Below are 17,986 nucleotides of genomic sequence, written 5' to 3'. Positions count from 1 at the left end.
TTCAGTCTTCAAAAGGGGTGTAGCGAATGTGGTTGACGTACCATTCCTTTACGCCTGAAGGCGTGCGGACCTGCACTTCGTCGTCCACCTGCTTGCCGATCAGCGCCCGGGCCATGGGCGAGTCGATGGTGATGTGATTGTTTTTGGTGTCGATTTCGTCGGGGCCGACAATGCGGTAGCGGGCGATCTCGCCCGCTTCGTTTTCCAGCTCGACCCAGGCGCCAAAAAACACCTTGCCGTCCTGGCGCGGGTCGTAATCGATGATTTTCACCGCTTCCAGCCGCTTCATCAGGTAGCGAACCCGGCGGTCGATTTCCCGCAGCCGCTTCTTGCCGTAGATATATTCGGCGTTTTCACTGCGGTCGCCGAGGGCGGCGGCTTCCGACACCGACTGTGTGACCGCGGGGCGCTCCACCTTCCACAGGTGCTTGAGCTCGTCGTCCAGCTTGTGCCAGCCGGCGCGGGTGATCAGATTGGTTTTCATGGAACAAACTCACTGGCTCGACAATGGCGGTTATTGTGCGCCAGCGGAGTCCGTGCCGTCTACTCCCAGGCCGGAAAGGGATCGGGCAGTTGTTGCCAGAGGCCGGGGCCCTGGTGCATCTCTTCGTCGGTCAGCAGGCAGGCATCCAGCTCGCGACACAGGCCGGCCTGATCCAGCCTCTGGCCGATAAACACCAGCTCCTGCCGGCGGTCGCCGTGGGGTTCGGCCCAGCTGGCCATAATGTGCTCCCGGCTTTCCTTATCCACGGGCCATTCCTCCTCGGGTACCGCCTGCCAGAACAGACCGGCACCGCCGTGATAGGCGATGCCGCCGGCCTGGTTCCACTGACCGGCAATATCCGGCCGGCTGGCCAGCCAGAAAAAGCCCTTGGAACGCAGTAGCCGGCCCTGCTCCTGAGGCCGGTGCAGAAAATCAAAGAAGCGCTGGGGATGAAAAGGGCGGCGGGCGCGATAGACGAAGCTGCCAATGCCGTATTCCTCGGTTTCCGGCTGGTGCTCGCCGCGCAGCTCCTGCAGCCAGCCGGGGGCGCTGGCGGCACGCTCAAAGTCAAAACGACCGGTGCCCAGCACCTTGTTCAGCGGTACTCGGCCCTGGCGAATGGGCAGTATTTCCGCTTGCGGGTTGAGCCGGGTGAGGATGGCGGTCAGCTCCGCCAGTTGCGCGTCGGTCACCAGATCGGTTTTGCTCACCAGCAGCAGATCGCAAAATTCCACCTGCTCGATCAGCAGATCGGTCACGCTGCGCTCGTCCTCTTCACCCAGGCTTTCGCCCCGCTCGGCCAAGGCGTCGGCGGCCTGAAAATCGGCCAGAAAGTTGACCGCGTCCACCACGGTGACCAGGGTGTCGAGCCGGGCAACGTCATTCAGGCGCTGGCCATCCTCGCCCTCAAAGGTAAAGGTTTCCGCCACCGGCATGGGCTCCGAGATGCCGGTGGACTCGATCACCAGGCAGTCGAAACGGCCCTCACCGGCCAGCCGGCGCACCTCCAGCAGTAGATCCTCGCGCAGGGTGCAGCAGATGCAGCCGTTGCTCATTTCCACCAGCCGTTCCTCGCCCCGTTGCAGGCTCACCTGCTGCTGCACGGTGGCGGCATCTATGTTTACTTCGCTCATGTCGTTGACGATCACCGCCACCCGCAGGCCCTGGCGATTGTTGAGAATATGGTTCAGCACCGTGGTTTTGCCGGCGCCGAGAAAGCCGGACAGCACGGTAACGGGAAGGGGGGAACGGCTCGACATGGTGTTTGCTCCGCTTGCTTGCCATGGTTTATGATGATTTTGGTTGTTATAACATAACATTGTTTTTTTATCCCGTGTATCAGCAAGGAACCCCGGTTATGAGCACTACCGAACAGCTGTTGTCTCCTACATATATGCAGGGCAGTGAGCCCGCCATTTTTACTCGCATCTACCAGCCGGGCTGCAATCTGGCGGTATGGCAGCGCTCCCTGCCGGCCGAGGTTGAAGGCTATGTACAGCAGTTGTTGCAGGCGGGCAGCCGGGTCAGTGTGCGCGAACTGCTGTCGCCCGAGGCGGTGGCCGAGACGCTGATCAAACAGCTGCCGGACTTTCCGGGCCGTGCGGCCCTGGCCGGTGACGTGCAGCAAGTGGCAGAGATGTTTGCCTGCCTGTTTGAGCTGAAACGGGTGGGGCTGCGTCTGGCCAGCCTGCAAACCGCCATGTGCCCGCGTTTTCATGTGGACAAGCTGCCCTGCCGGCTGGTGAGCACCTATTCCGGCCCGGGCACCCACTGGTTCAATGCTCGGCAGCGGGAGCAGCTGCTGGAACATGGCGGCGAGGAGCTGGCGCAATGGCAGCAACTGACGGTGGGCGAGGTGGCGCTGATGAAAGGTGACGGCTGGGAAGGGGAAGAGGGCCGGGGGCTGTGGCATCGCTCACCACCTGTGCCTACCGGTTATCGCCGTCTGTTTCTGTCGATGGATTTTGGGGAATAAGCCGCCGGATACATTATTTATGCGGCAATGGCGGTTATTGTCGCCAGCGGGAAAGGAATGCCCCGGACCAGGCCGGGGCGTCATTAAATGAAGCAGTGCCGGGGCTGTTTATTGCTGTTGGCTGGCTTCCTGACTGCGCTTGCCAAAGGAAATGGCGTAGGCGGGGGAGCGAGCCTGCAGCACGGGATCGTCCGATGCCTTGACGCCGTCCGACAGGCGCAGCGGATCGAAGTTGACTGAGCGGCAGGCGGCATCAGCGCTGGTATCCACTGTCTGCAATTGCAGGGTGCCGGCCTTGATCACCTTGTGAGCTCCACTCCAGGGCTGGCTGGGATCGGTGAGCTGATCGCCTTCATTGGCCAGGGTGATATGCATATTCCAGTGAATATCGCCGGCCTTGAGTTGCGTCTGCAATGCCTGCAGCAGATAGTTGGCGTCGAGTGATTTGGCTTGCTCCGGATCCAGATAGGCCGGCTTATCCTGGCCGGGAATAAAGGACCAGCGCACCGGGGTGGCCTGGCCATCGGCGTTTTCCAGAATAAAGGTGTTAATGCTGTTGTAGGTAAGGCGGTGATAACCGGCGGGAATACGGGACTGCCCCGCCAGTGCCTGTGCCAGCCGTTGGGTTTCGGGAAAGGCTTGTTTGAAGGCCTGTATTTTAGCGGGATCCGGCTTGCCGGTGGCCGGATCCGGCGTGGTGGCCAGCTGTTTTTGCAGAAAACCTTCGGGGGTGGCCACATCAAAGAAGGGAAGGTCGAGCATCGCCATCTGGTGCAGTTGGCCGTCGGGCAGAGTAAAGCGCAGGGCCATGCCGTGGCCATTGGGGGTGTGATCGGCAATATGCAGATTGCCACCGGCCTGGGAGAAGCGGCCCGTTACGGGAATAACGGCGCCCTGGAACAGCGGGCTGCGGCTTAAAACGGCGGCCTCCGGTGTAGCCTGGAACTCACCGGTGAAGCAGATGCCCTTGGTGTGATTGCGGCGTTCGCCGGGGTAAACGCCAAACTTGTTTTCCAGCGCCGACACGATTTGGCCGGGTGTGGCCTGGGCATTGGCATTAAGGGTAAAGCCGGCACTCAGGGCCGCGACAGCCAGGCACAATACGGGTTTCTTCATGATCTTCCTTTGTTCACTTATTGAATGGAGCCGAAGGGACCCGAGGGCTGTAAATTAAATTTCCTTTTTTTGTTAATTTTTTGTTTTTCTAGAGAGTGTTCGACATGCTCGTCGGCCCCACAGGCTGGTGATCACCAGTGCCGGTCCTGTCAACACTGGCAGGAGAGCGGCGGAGCCCTGCACTGGCACAGCCAGCAGGCTGGTGAGCTGGCCCGCTCAAGGGCAGCAGTTGGCAAAAAATGAAGAAGGGAAGAGTTGGCACCGATCTCCTGGTGTCTAGCTGCTATCACCGGGTGTTTCTGTTACTGGATTTTGGGGAATGACGGTTTCTCTAATTATGTCTTTTCACCTTGCGCTAGTTCGACACTCGAGTGCCTGATTCACTTGTAATGATCAAGTTGAGGTATTGACAAAAACTGTCGCATCTTCATAATTTGCATCCTCAAATGGAAACTAACGAGCACGGAAAATACTCATGAACAAGATGAAGCTTGCCATTGCTGCTGGTGTTGTTATCTCTCTGTCTGGCTGTGCCAGTATCCTGACCGACAAGACTCAGCGTATTAATGTTGTATCTTCTTCTTCCCAAAAGTTGCAGGTACAGATCGATGGTCGTACTCAGGCTGCACCCGGTATAATTACTGTTCAAAAAGAGAACAAGGACAAAACTCTGTCTGTTGTGACTAAAGGCTGTGAGCAGCAGATTGCACTTAACAAGGAGGTTGAGCCGACCTTCTTCGTCAACCTTCTCTCTGGCGGGGCCTTTGGTTCTACCACTGACTATGCATCTGAAAAGATGTGGCGTTATCAGGACTCAGTTGAGGTTAAGTGTCCCCAGTAATGTTTTCTATAGCCAAGATAAAAAGAAGCCTTTGGGCTTCTTTTTTTTTAATTTTCCACGATGCAGTTGCCAGTCAGATCACGTTTCCAGATCTTTCAGCTGATGCGAGAACTCAGCTAGCTTCCCTGTTTCATTTTCAGAATGGCGAGCCAAAGATAACGGATCCTGCGTTTTTCTTATCCGGTGAGAAAAGTGACTTGGAAAGCGAGTTTGAGAGCAATCTGAGTGCTTATATGGATGGAGAACAGCGGCAGGCATATCTGTGCCGGTTTCCGGCTAGATCCTTGTGGCTATCAAAATATCTTGGGGAAGAATATGCACTGAGCTTTGATCATTGTGGAGATCTGTATGAGTACCTTAAACGGGTTCCAGCTGACGAGATTAGTTTAGTATATGCATCAGAAAACATTCTCAGCCCCAGCAGCTTTATGGGGCATTCATTTATAAAGCTGAAAGATAAGGCTGATAATCAAACCCATGCGGTTTCCTACTTCACGGAAGTGGAAGGGTTTAACCTGCCAGCCATCATGTTTGAGGCACTGGTGACCGGAAAGGATGGTTACTTTATCGTTTCTCCTTACAAAGAAGCCAAGCGCTACTACAAGGATATTGAAGGAAGGAATGTTTACGAATACAGCCTTGAAATGAGCGATTTTGATCGTGAACTCATTCGGTTGCATTTGTGGGAACTTAAAGATAAAAAGATTGATTACTACTTCCATACCAACAACTGCGCGACTCTGACACTGAACATTCTCACCATCTCCGAGCCTTCATTGCTGAAACATAGTGAGGAATGGCTAAGTCCGCTGGATGTAGTCAAGTATGTTAATGGGAGTGAGCTGGCTGGCCCTGTAAGTATATCACCGTCTTTGGGTTGGAGAGTTAGGGCATTTGGTGACAACCTCAGTCTTACGGAAAAGATGATTATTTTTCAGAGTCTTACAGATAAATCCGGTAAGGCACTGCCGTCAGTCAACTCTGACGATAATGCTAGTGCCATTTTGGAACGTGAATACCGAAAGGCTCTTAATGAGTGGGTGTATTTTGAAGAAAAAATAAACCAAGAGCAGTATGAAAGTAACCGCTCCAGCATTATGGAAAGCGGAGCAGACTTTGAGGATTTTGTAGTAGACCTTTCCGATTACAAGAACCCAGTGCATCGTGTCGCCGACTCACAATTAATTATGGGAGGTAGGCTCCGCGAGTCTGAAGGCAATGTTTTGTTGTCCTGGTTACCGGCCTCACACCTGCAGCGTGATGACAATAGAAATGCATTTAGTGAATCAACGCTACAGGTACTTAAAAGTACCATTGGCATAGACAAGGATCATCTTTACTTGGATGAAGTAGTGTTGTATGGCATAGAGAGTTATATTCCCTACGATGAGGTGATTGGCGGTTTGTCAGGTCGTTTTAGATTGCTTTGGGAACGAGGTGGTTACGAAAGCTACAGTACCAACCGACGGTTTCATGTGGATGGCGCTCTGGGCATTGCGGGTAACAGCAGGCCGGCTGTATTGAGCTATGTGACACTGGGATCGGGTCTTTCTGCCAGTGGTGATGGTGTATGGCTGAGCCCGCAGCTCGAGGTGGGCTCGTTTCTGTACCTTGCCAACGACTCCAAGTTGAACCTGAAATATCGCCTCATTTTTAATGAGTTGGATCGTAGTGACTTTATTCATAATGTAGAGGCAGTCAATACTTATCGTATTGCAGAGTACGCATTGGATATGGGCTTTTCATATGCGGGGAGTGAACATTTCTCTGAGCCACAGGCTCTGTTCAATATCAGGAGGTTTTACTAGTTGGGTCCGCTGGGCCCCCCTTTACTTCTTTGTCCCTCGCCTTACAATGCCTCGCTTTGTGTCGAAAATGGAGACAAAGCCTATGCAGTTTTCTTATTGTGCATGGCCGGGCGGCATCAGCCTGGCGGCGCGGCCGCTGTTGTGTGTGGCCACCGGTGAATACAGCGAGAAGGGGTGGTTTACCTGATGTCTGCCCACTGCGAACGCCGGCGGGTGGCCGCCGAAACCTACCCTCTGTTTAAACACCTCAAGCGCGCCTTTGTCCGTGAGGCCAGTCACCTCAAGCGCGGCCACTGGACCCTCAATCACCTGCTGGACTACACCCGGCTGCGTGACGAATTCTCCGATTACCCCTGGTTGCTGCCCGAATGGCTCGACCGGCTGTCCCTCGAGCTGATGGACTGGCACCACCCCGACCACAGACCCCTGTTTGAGCGCTTTCGCCATCGCGCCCTGAACGAGCACGACGATGTGTACGCCCCCCGGCCGCTGTTCTGGGGCGAGACCCGGCCACAGGAGCAATGGGCCGATGCGGCACCGCGCATTCATGACTACGGCATGGGCTATCGCTGCAATGTGGCGCTGCTGGATCACGGCCAGGACCACCCCCGCATGGTGGGCAACTGGGTGCTGAGTTTTGCCGTGGACATTCCCGAAACGCGGCCGGCCCCGGCGCTGGAAATGACCCTGAACAGCCTCTATTTGCTGCCGGAGTGGCAGGGCTATGGCGTGGGCTCGGCGGTGAACCGGGTGGTGAGCGAGCTGGTGTGTCGAGTGCTGTCACCGCCACTGGCCGAGGCCTTGCCCGAGGAGCTGCCGGCGCCGCCGGCCATGCAGTTTGATGCAGACTACACCAGCCGCAACGGCCAGCGCATGGGCCGGCAAATCGCCCGCCGGCTGGCGCCGCTGGCGCGCCATCACGGTCTGCTGTATTACGACAGCAGCGGCTTCTGCAGCCAGGGCAGCGCCAGAAACCTGATGTAAAGAGACTCAGCCATCTTGATGCAGGCACAGCTCGGCAATCTGCTGTGCCTTGGCCATGCTGATGCCGTATTTGAAGTCCCGGATCAGCTCATGGTTTGCTTCGTGCAGGGTAAGGCAGGGCCGGTGGGTGCTGTCGAGGGGATGCACACTGGTGGCCAGGGCATAGGTGCTGGAATACCAGGGCAGATCATTGCAGAGCCAGCCAAAGTAGGGAGTATGGTTGTCGCTCTGTCCATGATGGGCTTGATAGTGGTGATAACTTTGCCGGCTCAGGGATACCCAGACACCCCAGATAAAGGGATCGGCCACGTCATGAATGGGAATATCCAGCACGGTCCGGATAAAATAATGCTCGCCATCCCTGTCCCGGTAATGACAGCGATTGCTGTCCAGGCTGCCCCGGCTTCGAATGTCTGCCGGCTGCTCCAGCCAGGGTGCCGGCGCCCTGAAGGCAAAGCTGGGCGATCCCTGATGCTGTCGGCCACAACAGCTGCATGTAAATCTGAAAATCCCTGCCATTTTGCTCTCCCTGATTTGCTCGCGGCAGACTCTTCCCTGGCCTGCTTTTCTTTTTGCTCCCCGCGCTTGCCGGAAAGGGCGCTGTTATCCTTCACCGGTGGCATTAATCATAGAAGGTAGAAGTCAATATGCACCCTGTGGTTGTCTGGAGCCAGATGCCTATTGCCATAATCGATGGACGACAAGCAACAGCACAGACAGCAGCGCATAGCTGATGATCACGGTAATTTGCAGATAAAAGGCAGTAATGCCGCCCTGATCGCCGCTGTAGGCCGCAAAATAGATGGAAGCACCGTTGCCGCCAACAACCAGAATGCCGCCAACCAGTCGGTATATCAGACGCAGGCAGGGGCGCAGCCTGCCGGAAGCCGGCAGGCTGAGCAGAAAGATCAGCACGGGGGCGAACAGCAGCAGGGCGATCAGCATGGTGGCAGACTTCGGCGGGTGAGCAACCGCGCGATCACTCAGTCAAACGCCACGGTCTGAAAATGCGGATTGCCGGCCGCCGCCGTCATGCGGGTCAGGCTCGCCAGGGGCAGCAGCCGCACTTCGTCGCCAATGCGTATTTTCAGGCATTCCGCCCGGTGTTCGTTGCGGGCGGTGTCGAGGGCCACGCCGCTTACCTGCTCGCCGGACACCAGGGTCAGGGTAACCGTGTAACGGTACAGACAGGCAATCTCGATATAGTCGTGTTGCTCGCAACTCATCATTTATGGTTCTCCTGTTTCGAGTCGTCTGCTGTTGGAATTCGTTCCTCATTCCAACCTACGCTCCCCAGTCCCCAGTCCCCAGTCCCGGCCGTTAAGCCAGATGATCCAGCGGCAGCGCGGTATCGTGCTTGATGCGCCGCAGCACAAAGCTGGAGCGCACGCCGGTCACGCCGCCCAGCCGGGTCAGCTTGCCCAGCAAAAACTGCTGATAGTGCTCCATGTCGCGCACGATCACCTTGAGCTGATAATCCGCCTCGGTGCCGGTGATCAGATCGCATTCCAGCACCTCGGGAAAGCTCAGCACGGCGGCATCAAAGGCTTCAAACCGCTCCGGCGTGTGCCGGTCGAGGGAAATATGAATATAGGCCTGCAATGTCAGCCCCAGCTTGGCGGCATTGAGCAGGGTGACGTGATCGGCAATCAGGCCGGCGTCTTCCAGCGCCTTGACCCGGCGCGAGCAGGGCGAAGGCGACAGGCCCACCCGCTCGGCCAGCTCCAGATTGCTGATGCGGCCGTGGCGCTGCATCAGGTCAAGAATGCGCCTGTCGGTGCGATCCAGTTGTATCAGTTTGCTCACGCTCACCCTCCAAAACAATAACTCATCATTTATTAGTTTATATGGGGTGAATGATTGCGGAAAGAGTGATTTTAATGGGTGACTTCGCAACCACTCGCTCACGGTCCGGGGTTACTATGTTTACACCTTAACGGGAACAGCAGACCGGCATCACCGGACCCTGCCGCAAGCCGGAATATCCTTTCGGGGCGCACCACAAGCGCGGCACTTTAAACAGAAGGGCAACAGCGCAGAAGAAGCGAACCACAAGTTCGCAAAGGGCACAAAAAGCCAGCCAATCAGGGCTGGCTTTGGTGTTTTCAGCGGTCAGAGAATACGGCTGGTCTGCTGCCGGCGGATCAGCACTGCCACCGATTTGGAGGTGGGGGTGTGGCTGTCGTCGCCGGTGCTGTGCAGCGGCACTAGGGGGTTGGTCTCCGGGTAATAGGCAGCCACGTTGCCGGCGGGAATGTCGTAGGCCACAACTCTGAAACCGCTGACCTTGCGTTCTACATCATCCTGCCAGATTGAAATCAGCTCTACCTCGTCCCCTTCATTCAGTCCCCGGCGGTCAATCTCGTCCGGGTGCATAAACAGCACCATGCGCTGGCCATACACGCCCCGGTAGCGGTCGTCCATGCCATAGATGGTGGTGTTGTACTGATCGTGAGAGCGCAGGGTCTGCAGGGTGGATACCGGCTCACCATTCTGCTCTGCCGGCAGCAGCTGGGCCGGCAGGGGCTCGGCGGCAAAGTTGGCCTTTCCGGTGGTGGTTTGCCAGTCATGGTCGGCGGCGGTGTTGCCCAGATAAAAACCGCCCGGCTGTTGCAGCCGTTCATTGAAGCGCTCAAAGCCCGGCAGGGTGGCGGCCATATGATCGCGAATGGCATCGTAATTGTCGGCCAGGGCCAGCCAGTCAACCGGCTTGCTGCCCAGAGTGGCCTGGGCCATGCCGGCAATAATGGCGGTTTCCGAACGCTGGTGCGGGCTGTTGGGTTTGCCGGCCCCCTGAGAGGCATGCACCATGCTGAAGGAGTCTTCCACGGTAATGAACTGGGGGCCGGATGCTCGCACATCGGCCTCGGTGCGGCCCAGGCAGGGCAGGATCAGTGCTTCACGGCCGGCCATTAAATGGCTGCGGTTGAGCTTGGTGCTGATCTGCACCGTCAGTTCACACCTGGCCAGGGCCTCGGCGGTCACCGGCGTGTCCGGGGCGGCGGCGGCAATATTGCCGCCCAGGGCGATAAATACCTTTGAACGCCCTTCCAGCATGGCCTGAATGGCAGCCACGGCGTTGTGGCCGGACCGGCGGGGCATGGGCAGACCAAAATGGGTCTCAAGCCGGTTGAGAAAGGCCTCGTCCGGCTTTTCGTTAATGCCCACGGTGCGGTTGCCCTGCACATTGCTGTGGCCCCGTACCGGGCACAGGCCGGCGCCGGGCTTGCCAATCTGGCCGCGCAACAGCTGCAGGTTCACAATTTCCCGAATGGTGGCCACCGAATGCTTGTGCTGGGTAATGCCCATGGCCCAGGTGCAGATCACCCGTTCGGCACTGGCATAAACTTCCGCCGCCTGCCGAATCTGCTCCCGGCTCAGGCCGGACTGCTTTTCTATCTGCTGCCAGGAAGTGGCCGCCACGGCGGCCATGTAGCCGTCCAGCCCTTGCGTGTGTTCGGCAATAAAGTCCCGGTCCAGCAGCCCCGGCTCGCCGCGCTTCAGCGCCTCGGTATCCCACTCCAGCACCAGCTTGGCCATGCCCCGCACCGCCGCCATATCGCCACCCAGACGCGGGCACAGATACAGGCTGGAAATGGATGAGTCCTTGGGGGTCAGCATTTCCACCGGGCTTTGCGGATCGGCAAAGCGCTCCAGCCCTCGTTCCTTCAGATTGTTAAAGGTAACGATGGCGGCCCCCCGGCGTGACGCATTGCGCAGGCTGTGCAGCATGCGCGGGTGGTTGGTGCCCGGGTTCTGGCCAAAGGCGAAGATGGCGTCGGCCCGGTCAAAGTCCTGCAGGGTCACCGTGCCCTTGCCCACGCCAATGGCCCGGTTCAGGGCCACGCCGCTGGCTTCGTGACAGAGATTGGAGCAGTCGGGAAAGTTGTTGGTGCCAACTGTCCGGCCAAACAGCTGATACAGGTAGGTGGCCTCGTTGCTGGCCCGGCCCGAGGTATAGAGCTCCAGCTGATCCGGGTGTTCCAGCCCGTTGAGGTGACGGGCGATCAGGGCAAAGGCGTCGTCCCAGGAGATGGGCTCATAGTGGTCGGTTTCCCGGTTCAGGTACATGGGCTGCTCAATACGGCCCTGATATTCCAGGAAATAGTCGCTCTGCTGGCGCAGCCGGCTCACCGGGTGCTGCCTGAAAAAATCCGGGGTTACCCGTTTGGCGGTGGCTTCCCAGCTGATGGCCTTGGCGCCGTTTTCGCAAAAGGAAAAATGCTTGCCCTGTTCGTCGCCCCAGGCGCAGCCGGGGCAGTCAAAGCCTTTTACTTTATTGGCGCGCAGCAGGTTGCGCAGGTTGGCGGCGGGTTTTTTACTGCCCAGTACGAAACGGGTGGTGGACGCCAGCGCGCCCCAGCCGCCGGCAGCGGCCTTATAGTTCTTTATTTTCTTGTTCATGACACTCAGTGACGGGAAGGGAGACGGAATAGACGCGCGGGCCTTGCCGGCGCGGCAGATGCAGCAGGTTCAGGCCCAGCGCCTGGGCCTGGCGAACCGCCAGGGTCGTGGGCGCGGCCAGGGTGATCAGGGTGGACTGGCCGGCGCGGGCCATTTTCTGCACCAGCTCCACGCTGCAGCGGCTGGTGATCAGCACCATACCCGGCGTGGCGGGGCCGTGGCGGTGATGCCAGCCCAGCAGCTTGTCGAGGGCGTTATGCCGGCCCACGTCTTCGCAGGAATGATGAATGCGGCCCTCGGCATCGGCATAAAAGGCCGCATGCAGGGCGCCGCACTCCTGACCCAGGGGTTGCCAGTAACTCAGCTGACGGCGCAGGGCCTCAACAGTGGCAAGCCTTGGCAGCGCCTGGCCGGGCAGGGCGGGCAGATCGGGCAGGGCCTGCTCCAGAGACTCGATGCCACACAGGCCGCAGCCGGTGCGCCCGGCCAGACTGCGTCTGTGCTCGCGCCAGCGGTAATGGCTGCTGTTGGCCAGGGTGACCCGGGCTTCCAGGGCGTCTCCTGCACACTCAAAGTCCAGATCGTGAATTTCCCGGTGGTGGCCGATAATGCCTTCGCTCAGCAGAAAGCCGGTGACGAAGGCTTCCAGCTGGTTGGGGCTGACCATCATCACCGCATGGCTGACGCCGTTGAGCACCACCGCCAGAGGAACCTCGCTGGCCAGGGCATGGCGATCTCCACAGCGGGTGGTCACAAACTGGTAATCGGGCAGGGTGTCGGGATCAAGCATGGCGGTGGTCCGGCTGACGGTTTGATTTCAGTGTAAAGAGCCGGCCCTGGTCTTTCTAATTGAAAGATTCGATATTGTGATAGATATAATTTATTAAAGTTAAACTTATCGATTTTAAAATGTGATGAAAGGCACACCTTGATGGACATCAAGCAACTGCACTATTTATGCACCCTGGCCGAGCAGCGGCATTTTGGCCGCGCCGCCCGGGCCTGCTGCGTGACCCAGCCCACTCTGTCGATGCGGCTTCGTCAGCTGGAGCAGGAACTGGGGGTGGCCCTGGTGCGCCGGGGCCGGCAGTTTGAGGGCTTTACTCCGGAAGGGGAGCGGGTGCTGGCCCGGGCCCGGGCCCTGCTGAGCCAGTATGACAACCTGCGGCTGGAAGTGGACGCCATGAAGGGGCAGCTTACCGGCACGGTGCGACTGGGGCTGGTGCCGCTGAGCTGCATGGATCTGAGTTCGGTGCTGGCCGAGCTGCGTTGCCGCCATGAGGGAGTGGGCTTTGAGATCAACGACATGGCCGCCGATGCCATTCTTGATGCTCTCAACCAGAATGCCCTCGATATTGGCGGCGGCTTTTTTGAGCCCGAGGTACTGGCCCGTTTCGACAGTCTGGCCCTGCCCGAGCAGGGGGTGGTGGTGGCCTTTGGGCCAGGCTGGGGCGACCGGCTGCCGCCCCGGCCGGGGCCGGCCGATCTGGCCGGGCTGCCGCTGTGTCTGCCCAAACCGGGCATGTATTTTCGTCATTATCTGGATACCCAGTTTGCACGGCAGGGGCTGATCCTGCAGCCGGTGCTGACTTCCGACTCGGTATACCGGCTGATGCGCTGGGTGCATGCTGGCCTGGGCTGCGCCCTGATCCCGGCGGGCAGTGTGCTGTTTAACGAGTTGCCGGGAGTGGCATGCCGGCCGCTGACCCTGCCGTCCATGGCCCGTATCGGCGCCCTGGTGATGCGCAACGACGGCCAGGCCAGTTTGCTGGCCAAGGGTTTTTTTGAGGTGGCCCGGGAGCTTTGGCACGGTGAGTAAGACGGCGCAGGCTGCGGCATGATGATCTATGCTTCGTTTTTAGCCATAACCGGTTCGGAGTGAAGCGCCGGCACGGGTCATGGGCGGGTACGGAAGCGGATGTTTACGCTTGTGCAGGGCAGGCCATCAACGGGACAAGCACAACGATGCGAGCACCGAAAAATCAGGATGATAGATCAGGCAAGGTTGCCGAGGTGCTCGAAAGCCATGCCATGGAATGGCATCAGTTATGTGCCCGTGCTGCCGGTGAAAGTGGCGCCGACCGGGCTTGTTTTGCGTTTTTCTCGCACGATGCCAAAAGCCCGGTTCGTGTTCTGGGAAGGCGCTTTCGCGCCTGGCAGGAATCGCATTATCTGGCGGTATGGCGCCATCGGGGCTTTTATTGCCCGCTGACTGGCCGGGAACTGCAACTCGACAGCGATACCTTTTACCTGGCGATCCCCATCTCGCGGGGTGAGTTGCACGGGCTGTTGTTGATGGAGTATGCGGCCGAGCCAGCGACGCCGTCGGCCAGCCAGCGTGAGCAGCTGGATCTGCTGGCAAGTCATGGCGCCCTGTTGTGGCGGGAAATCGAGCTGAGTGCCCGCCAGCGGCAGCTGGATATTTCATCAGGACGGTTGCTGAACCGGCTTAAAGCACTGTTTTTACACGTCCCCATTCTGATCAACGGGTTTGATACTCAGGGGCGCTGCATTTTGTGGAATGACGAGTGTGAGCGGGTATTTGGCTGGCGTTTTGACGAGCTGAGGGAGCATCCGGCGCCCCTTGAACTGTTTTATCCCGAGCCGAAAGAGCTGCGCCAGGTGATTCAGACCTTCAGGGAGCTGAATGGCTCGCAATTCCGGGAATGGCATCCGGTTGCCCGGAACGGGCACCGGCTTGCCACCCTGTGGGCCAACATTATGCTGCCCAACGGCGACATGATTTGCGTAGGGCATGACATCACCGAACAGCGGGAGCTGGAAGCCCAGCAACGGCTCGCCGCCAGCGTATTTGAGGCCAGCTACGACGGCATCATGCTGACCGATGCCAGCAACCAGGTGATGCATATCAACCCGTCGTTTACCCGCATTACCGGTTATTCACTCGAGGACATGACCGCAGGCGCCGCCACTCTGTTTGAGCAGGACAGCGAGAGTGGCGATGCCCTGCCGTTGCCGGCGGGCCCGGACAGCCCTGCACACTGGCAGGGAGAGTGTACGGTCCGGCGTCGCAATGGCAGCCGCTGCGCTCTGTTGCTGTCGGTCTCTGTGATCCGTGATGAGCGGGGTCAGGTGCAGCACCATGCCATTATTCTGACCGATATCAGCCATATCAAGCGCCACGAAGCCGAGCTGCGCCAGCGCGCCCTGTATGACCCTCTTACCCGTATACCCAATCGTCAGCTGTTCAGCGAGTTGCTGGGGCGGGCCATGGCGGCGGCCAATCGTGGCAATACCATGCTGGCGGTGTGTTATCTGGATCTGGATGGCTTCAAGCAGGTGAATGACACCCTGGGGCATGCTGCCGGTGATCGCTTGCTGGTGGAAATGGGCCGGCGCATGGCCCTGGTGATCCGCAGCTGTGACGTGGTGGCCCGGCTTGGGGGAGACGAGTTTGCGCTGATGATCACCGGGCTGCATCAGCCGCTGGAATGTACCGAAATCCTCGACCGGGTACTGGCCGCCATAGATACGCCCGTGAGACTGGAGGGGCATCAGGCGCGGGTATCGGCGAGCATTGGCGTGGCGGTATACCCGGAAGACGCCGGTGATGGCCAGACCCTGGTGCGTTATGCCGACAAGGCCATGTACGAGGCCAAGAAGCAGGGCAAGCGCCGTTATGTGTTTTTTGAGTCCGCCCTGCATTTGCAGGATCAGGAGCGCCACCAGTTGTATGACGAGTTGCGCCGGGCCCTGGTCAATGGCGAGTTTCTGTTGCACTTTCAGCCCAAGATTGATCTGTTCAGCCGGAACATGATGGGGGTAGAGGCGCTGTTGCGCTGGCAGCATCCGCAAAAGGGCATGCTGACCCCGGCGGATTTTTTACCTGCAGTGCTCGACAGTGATATGGAGTTTGAACTGGGTCAGTGGGTGATACGGCAGCTGCTGCAGCAGATGAGCACCTGGCTGGAAGCCGGCCAGGATTACCATGCCAGCTTTAATGTCAGCGCCGGCCAGCTGTTGCACGATGATTTTTGCAGCAATCTGCAATATCTGCTGGAGCTTTATCCGGCGGTGGAGTCAAAGCGGCTGGAGCTGGAATTTCAGGAAAGTGCCGTCGGCAGCGATGTTCAGCTGGTGGCCGGTGTGCTGGAGCGCTGTCGCGGACTGGGACTGAGCATTTCCCTCGACAACTTCGGTGCGGGTTATGCGTCACTGGTGCACCTCAAGAGCCTGCCCGTGGATATCATCAAGATCGACCGGCGCTTTATTACCGATCTGCTCACCAGCCCCACCGATGCCAGCATGGTGGAAGGGGTGGTGCAGCTGGCGGCGGCGCTGAGCATGGTGGTGGTGGCGGGAGGCATGGAGGTGCCGGAGCTGGGTGATCGGCTGCAGCAACTGGGCTGTCATTATGTGCAGGGCTTCGGGATCTCCCACCCCATGCCGGCCGAGGCCATTGCCGGCTGGCTGATGGAATGGAACCGGCAGTTGCCGTTGCAGTAATGCGCCAAAACAAAACCCCGGCCGAAGCCGGGGTTTGTATTTGCGCTGGCGGCTGAACTTACAGCTGCGGGCCGGCGGCCACCAGGGCCTTGCCCTCGTCGGTGTCGGTGAACTTCTCGAAGTTGTTCACGAAGCGCTGGGCCAGGTCCTTCGCCTTGGCTTCCCATTCGGCGGCGTCGGCATAGGTGTTGCGCGGATCCAGAATGGACTCGTCTTCCACGCCGGCGAGGCCGGTGGGAATGGCCAGATTGAAGTAAGGCAGCTCGGCGAACTCGCTGTTTTCAATGGAGCCGTCGAGAATGGCGTTGATGATGGCACGGGTCGCCTTGATGGAGATGCGCTTGCCGGTGCCGTTCCAGCCGGTATTCACCAGATAGGCCTCGGCGCCGGCGGCATCCATACGCTTGGCCAGCACGTCGGCATACTGGGTGGGGTGGAGGCTCAGGAAAGCGGCGCCAAAGCAGCTGGAGAAGGTCGGGGTCGGCTCGGTAATACCGCGCTCGGTGCCGGCCAGCTTGGCGGTGAAGCCGGACAGGAAGTGATACTGGGCCTGATCCCGGGTCAGCTTGGCCACCGGCGGCAGCACGCCAAAGGCGTCGGCGGTCAGGAAGATCACCTTTTTGGCGTGACCGGCCTTGGACACCGGCTTGACGATGTTGTCGATATGGTGGATGGGGTAGGACACCCGGGTGTTTTCGGTCTTGGAGCCATCGTCAAAGTCGATGGTGCCGTCTTCCCGTACGGTAACGTTTTCCAGCAGGGCGTCACGGCGAATGGCGGCGTAGATTTCCGGCTCGTTTTCCTGGCTCAGCTTGATGGTTTTGGCGTAGCAGCCACCTTCAAAGTTGAACACGCCATCATCGTCCCAGCCGTGCTCGTCATCGCCGATCAGCTGACGGTTGGGATCGGTGGACAGGGTGGTCTTGCCGGTGCCGGACAGACCAAAGAAGATGGCCACATCGCCGTCCTTGCCCACGTTGGCGGAGCAGTGCATGGAGGCAATGCCCTTCAGCGGCAGCAGGTAGTTCATCATGGAGAACATGCCTTTCTTCATTTCGCCGCCGTACCAGGTGCCGCCGATCAGCTGCACCCGCTCGGTCAGGTTGAAGGCCACGAAGTTCTCGCTGTTCAGACCCTGCTCCTGCCAGTTGGGGTTGGTGCACTTGGCGCCGTTCATCACCACAAAGTCGGGCTCAAAGCTTTCCAGCTCGGCTTCGCTGGGGCGAATAAACATGTTCTTCACGAAGTGCGCCTGCCAGGCCACTTCGGTAATGAAGCGCACCGCCAGGCGGGTATCGGCATTGGCGCCGCAGAAGGTGTCCACCACAAACAGGCGCTTGCCGGACAGCTGGCTGGTGACCAGGCCCTTGAGCTGGTTCCAGGTGTCCTGGCTCATGGGCTTGTTGTCGTTCTTGCCCTGATCGGCCCACCACACGGTGTCGCGGGTCACGTCGTCACGGACGATGTATTTATCCTTGGGGGAGCGACCGGTAAAGATGCCGGTATCCACGGCCACGGCGCCCAGGCTGGTTACCACGCCTTTTTCATAGCCTTCCAGATCGGCACGGGTTTCTTCTTCAAACAGCTGCTCGTAGGAAGGGTTGTAAAGTACGTCGGTGACGTCGGTAATTCCGTAGCGGGACAAGCCGAGTTGTTGCGCCTTGGGCGTCATTATTCACTCCTGGATTGGTACAGAGGGGTTGTTGGTTATTCGTTTTTTGGAAACCCAAGCTTAGCAACAACAAGATGTCAATTAGGGGATCTGCTTCAAACTTTATAATTTTGCGAAACGAATTAAGGGATAAAGAGTAAAATTGGCGTGATTTATGCTGTTTTATTGTTAACTTACTGTGCTTTTATTTTGCGTAAAATGCACCAGGCAGGGGAAAGACGCGGCGGCTGTAAAT

The 17,986-nt window shown here is 58.6% G+C and carries 16 protein-coding genes; 6 read left to right on the top strand and 10 right to left on the bottom strand.

Annotated features, from left to right (window positions below; translation table 11 throughout):
* Position 1: 1 nt before the first annotated feature.
* Both greB and zigA read right to left on the bottom strand, forming a co-directional pair.
* On the bottom strand, positions 2-484 hold the full coding sequence (greB, locus tag DA373_RS12825) for a transcription elongation factor GreB (protein WP_107852704.1): 483 nt from the start codon (positions 482-484) through the stop codon (positions 2-4).
* Between the two features lie 59 nt (positions 485-543).
* Complete coding sequence (gene zigA, locus DA373_RS12820; protein WP_107852703.1) at positions 544-1,743, bottom strand: zinc metallochaperone GTPase ZigA; 1,200 nt, start codon at positions 1,741-1,743, stop codon at positions 544-546.
* A 98-nt stretch (positions 1,744-1,841) separates the two neighbouring features.
* Here zigA and DA373_RS12815 point away from each other — a divergent pair, with 98 nt between their 5' ends.
* Positions 1,842-2,459: a DUF1826 domain-containing protein gene (locus DA373_RS12815; protein WP_107852702.1), complete on the top strand. Its 618-nt coding sequence runs from the start codon at positions 1,842-1,844 to the stop codon at positions 2,457-2,459.
* 108 nt (positions 2,460-2,567) lie between these two features.
* On the opposite strand, the gene DA373_RS12810 is transcribed toward DA373_RS12815, so the two are convergent.
* Complete coding sequence (locus tag DA373_RS12810; RefSeq protein ID WP_107852701.1) at positions 2,568-3,575, bottom strand: catalase family peroxidase; 1,008 nt, start codon at positions 3,573-3,575, stop codon at positions 2,568-2,570.
* A gap of 475 nt (positions 3,576-4,050) precedes the next feature.
* On the opposite strand from DA373_RS12810, the gene DA373_RS12805 reads away from it, so the two are divergent.
* The 3 genes from DA373_RS12805 (at position 4,051) to DA373_RS12795 (ending at position 7,208) form a co-directional block, all read left to right on the top strand.
* A complete protein-coding gene (locus tag DA373_RS12805; protein WP_107852700.1) occupies positions 4,051-4,416 on the top strand; it encodes an adenosine deaminase in 366 nt (121 codons plus the stop codon).
* Entirely contained in the window at positions 4,416-6,224 is a 1,809-nt protein-coding gene (locus tag DA373_RS12800; RefSeq protein ID WP_107852699.1) for an Lnb N-terminal periplasmic domain-containing protein, read from the top strand. The genes DA373_RS12805 and DA373_RS12800 overlap by 1 nt, the downstream gene beginning before the upstream one ends.
* 186 nt (positions 6,225-6,410) lie before the next feature.
* A complete protein-coding gene (locus DA373_RS12795; protein ID WP_107852698.1) occupies positions 6,411-7,208 on the top strand; it encodes a hypothetical protein in 798 nt (265 codons plus the stop codon).
* Between the two features lie 6 nt (positions 7,209-7,214).
* Here the strand turns inward: DA373_RS12795 and DA373_RS12790 are convergent, their stop codons facing one another.
* The 6 genes from DA373_RS12790 to fdhD all read right to left on the bottom strand — a co-directional run bounded on the left by DA373_RS12790 (position 7,215) and on the right by fdhD (position 12,402).
* The gene (locus DA373_RS12790) at positions 7,215-7,727 is read right to left on the bottom strand and encodes a DUF2199 domain-containing protein (RefSeq protein WP_107852697.1); all 513 of its coding nucleotides are present in this window, start codon (positions 7,725-7,727) and stop codon (positions 7,215-7,217) included.
* A gap of 159 nt (positions 7,728-7,886) precedes the next feature.
* Positions 7,887-8,153 (bottom strand): hypothetical protein, encoded by a 267-nt coding sequence (locus tag DA373_RS12785; protein WP_107852696.1) that lies wholly within the window; start codon positions 8,151-8,153, stop codon positions 7,887-7,889.
* Positions 8,154-8,191: 38 nt separating this feature from the next.
* Positions 8,192-8,437 (bottom strand): Rho-binding antiterminator, encoded by a 246-nt coding sequence (locus DA373_RS12780; RefSeq protein ID WP_107852695.1) that lies wholly within the window; start codon positions 8,435-8,437, stop codon positions 8,192-8,194.
* A gap of 91 nt (positions 8,438-8,528) precedes the next feature.
* A complete protein-coding gene (locus tag DA373_RS12775) occupies positions 8,529-9,005 on the bottom strand; it encodes an Lrp/AsnC family transcriptional regulator (RefSeq protein ID WP_107852731.1) in 477 nt (158 codons plus the stop codon).
* Positions 9,006-9,320: 315 nt separating this feature from the next.
* Positions 9,321-11,612 carry an FdhF/YdeP family oxidoreductase gene (locus DA373_RS12770; protein WP_107852694.1) on the bottom strand — a complete coding sequence of 764 codons (2,292 nt, stop codon included), beginning with the start codon at positions 11,610-11,612 and terminating at the stop codon, positions 9,321-9,323.
* Positions 11,587-12,402: a formate dehydrogenase accessory sulfurtransferase FdhD gene (gene fdhD / locus DA373_RS12765; protein WP_107852693.1), complete on the bottom strand. Its 816-nt coding sequence runs from the start codon at positions 12,400-12,402 to the stop codon at positions 11,587-11,589. The genes DA373_RS12770 and fdhD overlap by 26 nt, the downstream gene beginning before the upstream one ends.
* Positions 12,403-12,543: 141 nt before the next feature.
* Here fdhD and DA373_RS12760 point away from each other — a divergent pair, with 141 nt between their 5' ends.
* Positions 12,544-13,431 (top strand): LysR family transcriptional regulator, encoded by an 888-nt coding sequence (locus DA373_RS12760; RefSeq protein ID WP_107852692.1) that lies wholly within the window; start codon positions 12,544-12,546, stop codon positions 13,429-13,431.
* 146 nt (positions 13,432-13,577) lie between these two features.
* On the top strand, positions 13,578-16,079 hold the full coding sequence (locus DA373_RS12755) for a putative bifunctional diguanylate cyclase/phosphodiesterase (protein ID WP_107852691.1): 2,502 nt from the start codon (positions 13,578-13,580) through the stop codon (positions 16,077-16,079).
* Positions 16,080-16,137: 58 nt separating this feature from the next.
* Here DA373_RS12755 and pckA read toward each other — a convergent pair whose 3' ends face one another.
* Positions 16,138-17,751, bottom strand: coding sequence for a phosphoenolpyruvate carboxykinase (ATP) (pckA, locus tag DA373_RS12750; RefSeq protein ID WP_107852690.1), 1,614 nt, complete (start codon positions 17,749-17,751; stop codon positions 16,138-16,140).
* Positions 17,752-17,986 lie beyond the last annotated feature (235 nt).

The organism is Oceanimonas marisflavi (genome assembly GCF_003049725.1).
GTDB lineage: Bacteria > Pseudomonadota > Gammaproteobacteria > Enterobacterales > Aeromonadaceae > Oceanimonas > Oceanimonas marisflavi.
This window is presented reverse-complemented; position numbering and strand designations above follow the sequence as displayed.

Bases quoted from the DNA above. Each gene is read 5' to 3' on its own strand.
- greB (WP_107852704.1), bottom strand. From the start codon at position 484: ATGAAAACCAATCTGATCACCCGCGCCGGCTGGCACAAGCTGGACGAC.
- DA373_RS12815 (WP_107852702.1), top strand. From the start codon at position 1,842: ATGAGCACTACCGAACAGCTGTTGTCTCCTACATATATGCAGGGCAGT.
- DA373_RS12805 (WP_107852700.1), top strand. From the start codon at position 4,051: ATGAACAAGATGAAGCTTGCCATTGCTGCTGGTGTTGTTATCTCTCTG.
- DA373_RS12810 (WP_107852701.1), bottom strand. From the start codon at position 3,575: ATGAAGAAACCCGTATTGTGCCTGGCTGTCGCGGCCCTGAGTGCCGGC.
- fdhD (WP_107852693.1), bottom strand. From the start codon at position 12,402: ATGCTTGATCCCGACACCCTGCCCGATTACCAGTTTGTGACCACCCGC.
- zigA (WP_107852703.1), bottom strand. From the start codon at position 1,743: ATGTCGAGCCGTTCCCCCCTTCCCGTTACCGTGCTGTCCGGCTTTCTC.
- DA373_RS12790 (WP_107852697.1), bottom strand. From the start codon at position 7,727: ATGGCAGGGATTTTCAGATTTACATGCAGCTGTTGTGGCCGACAGCAT.
- DA373_RS12800 (WP_107852699.1), top strand. From the start codon at position 4,416: ATGTTTTCTATAGCCAAGATAAAAAGAAGCCTTTGGGCTTCTTTTTTT.
- pckA (WP_107852690.1), bottom strand. From the start codon at position 17,751: ATGACGCCCAAGGCGCAACAACTCGGCTTGTCCCGCTACGGAATTACC.
- DA373_RS12760 (WP_107852692.1), top strand. From the start codon at position 12,544: ATGGACATCAAGCAACTGCACTATTTATGCACCCTGGCCGAGCAGCGG.
- DA373_RS12755 (WP_107852691.1), top strand. From the start codon at position 13,578: ATGCGAGCACCGAAAAATCAGGATGATAGATCAGGCAAGGTTGCCGAG.
- DA373_RS12785 (WP_107852696.1), bottom strand. From the start codon at position 8,153: ATGCTGATCGCCCTGCTGCTGTTCGCCCCCGTGCTGATCTTTCTGCTC.
- DA373_RS12770 (WP_107852694.1), bottom strand. From the start codon at position 11,612: ATGAACAAGAAAATAAAGAACTATAAGGCCGCTGCCGGCGGCTGGGGC.
- DA373_RS12780 (WP_107852695.1), bottom strand. From the start codon at position 8,437: ATGATGAGTTGCGAGCAACACGACTATATCGAGATTGCCTGTCTGTAC.
- DA373_RS12795 (WP_107852698.1), top strand. From the start codon at position 6,411: ATGTCTGCCCACTGCGAACGCCGGCGGGTGGCCGCCGAAACCTACCCT.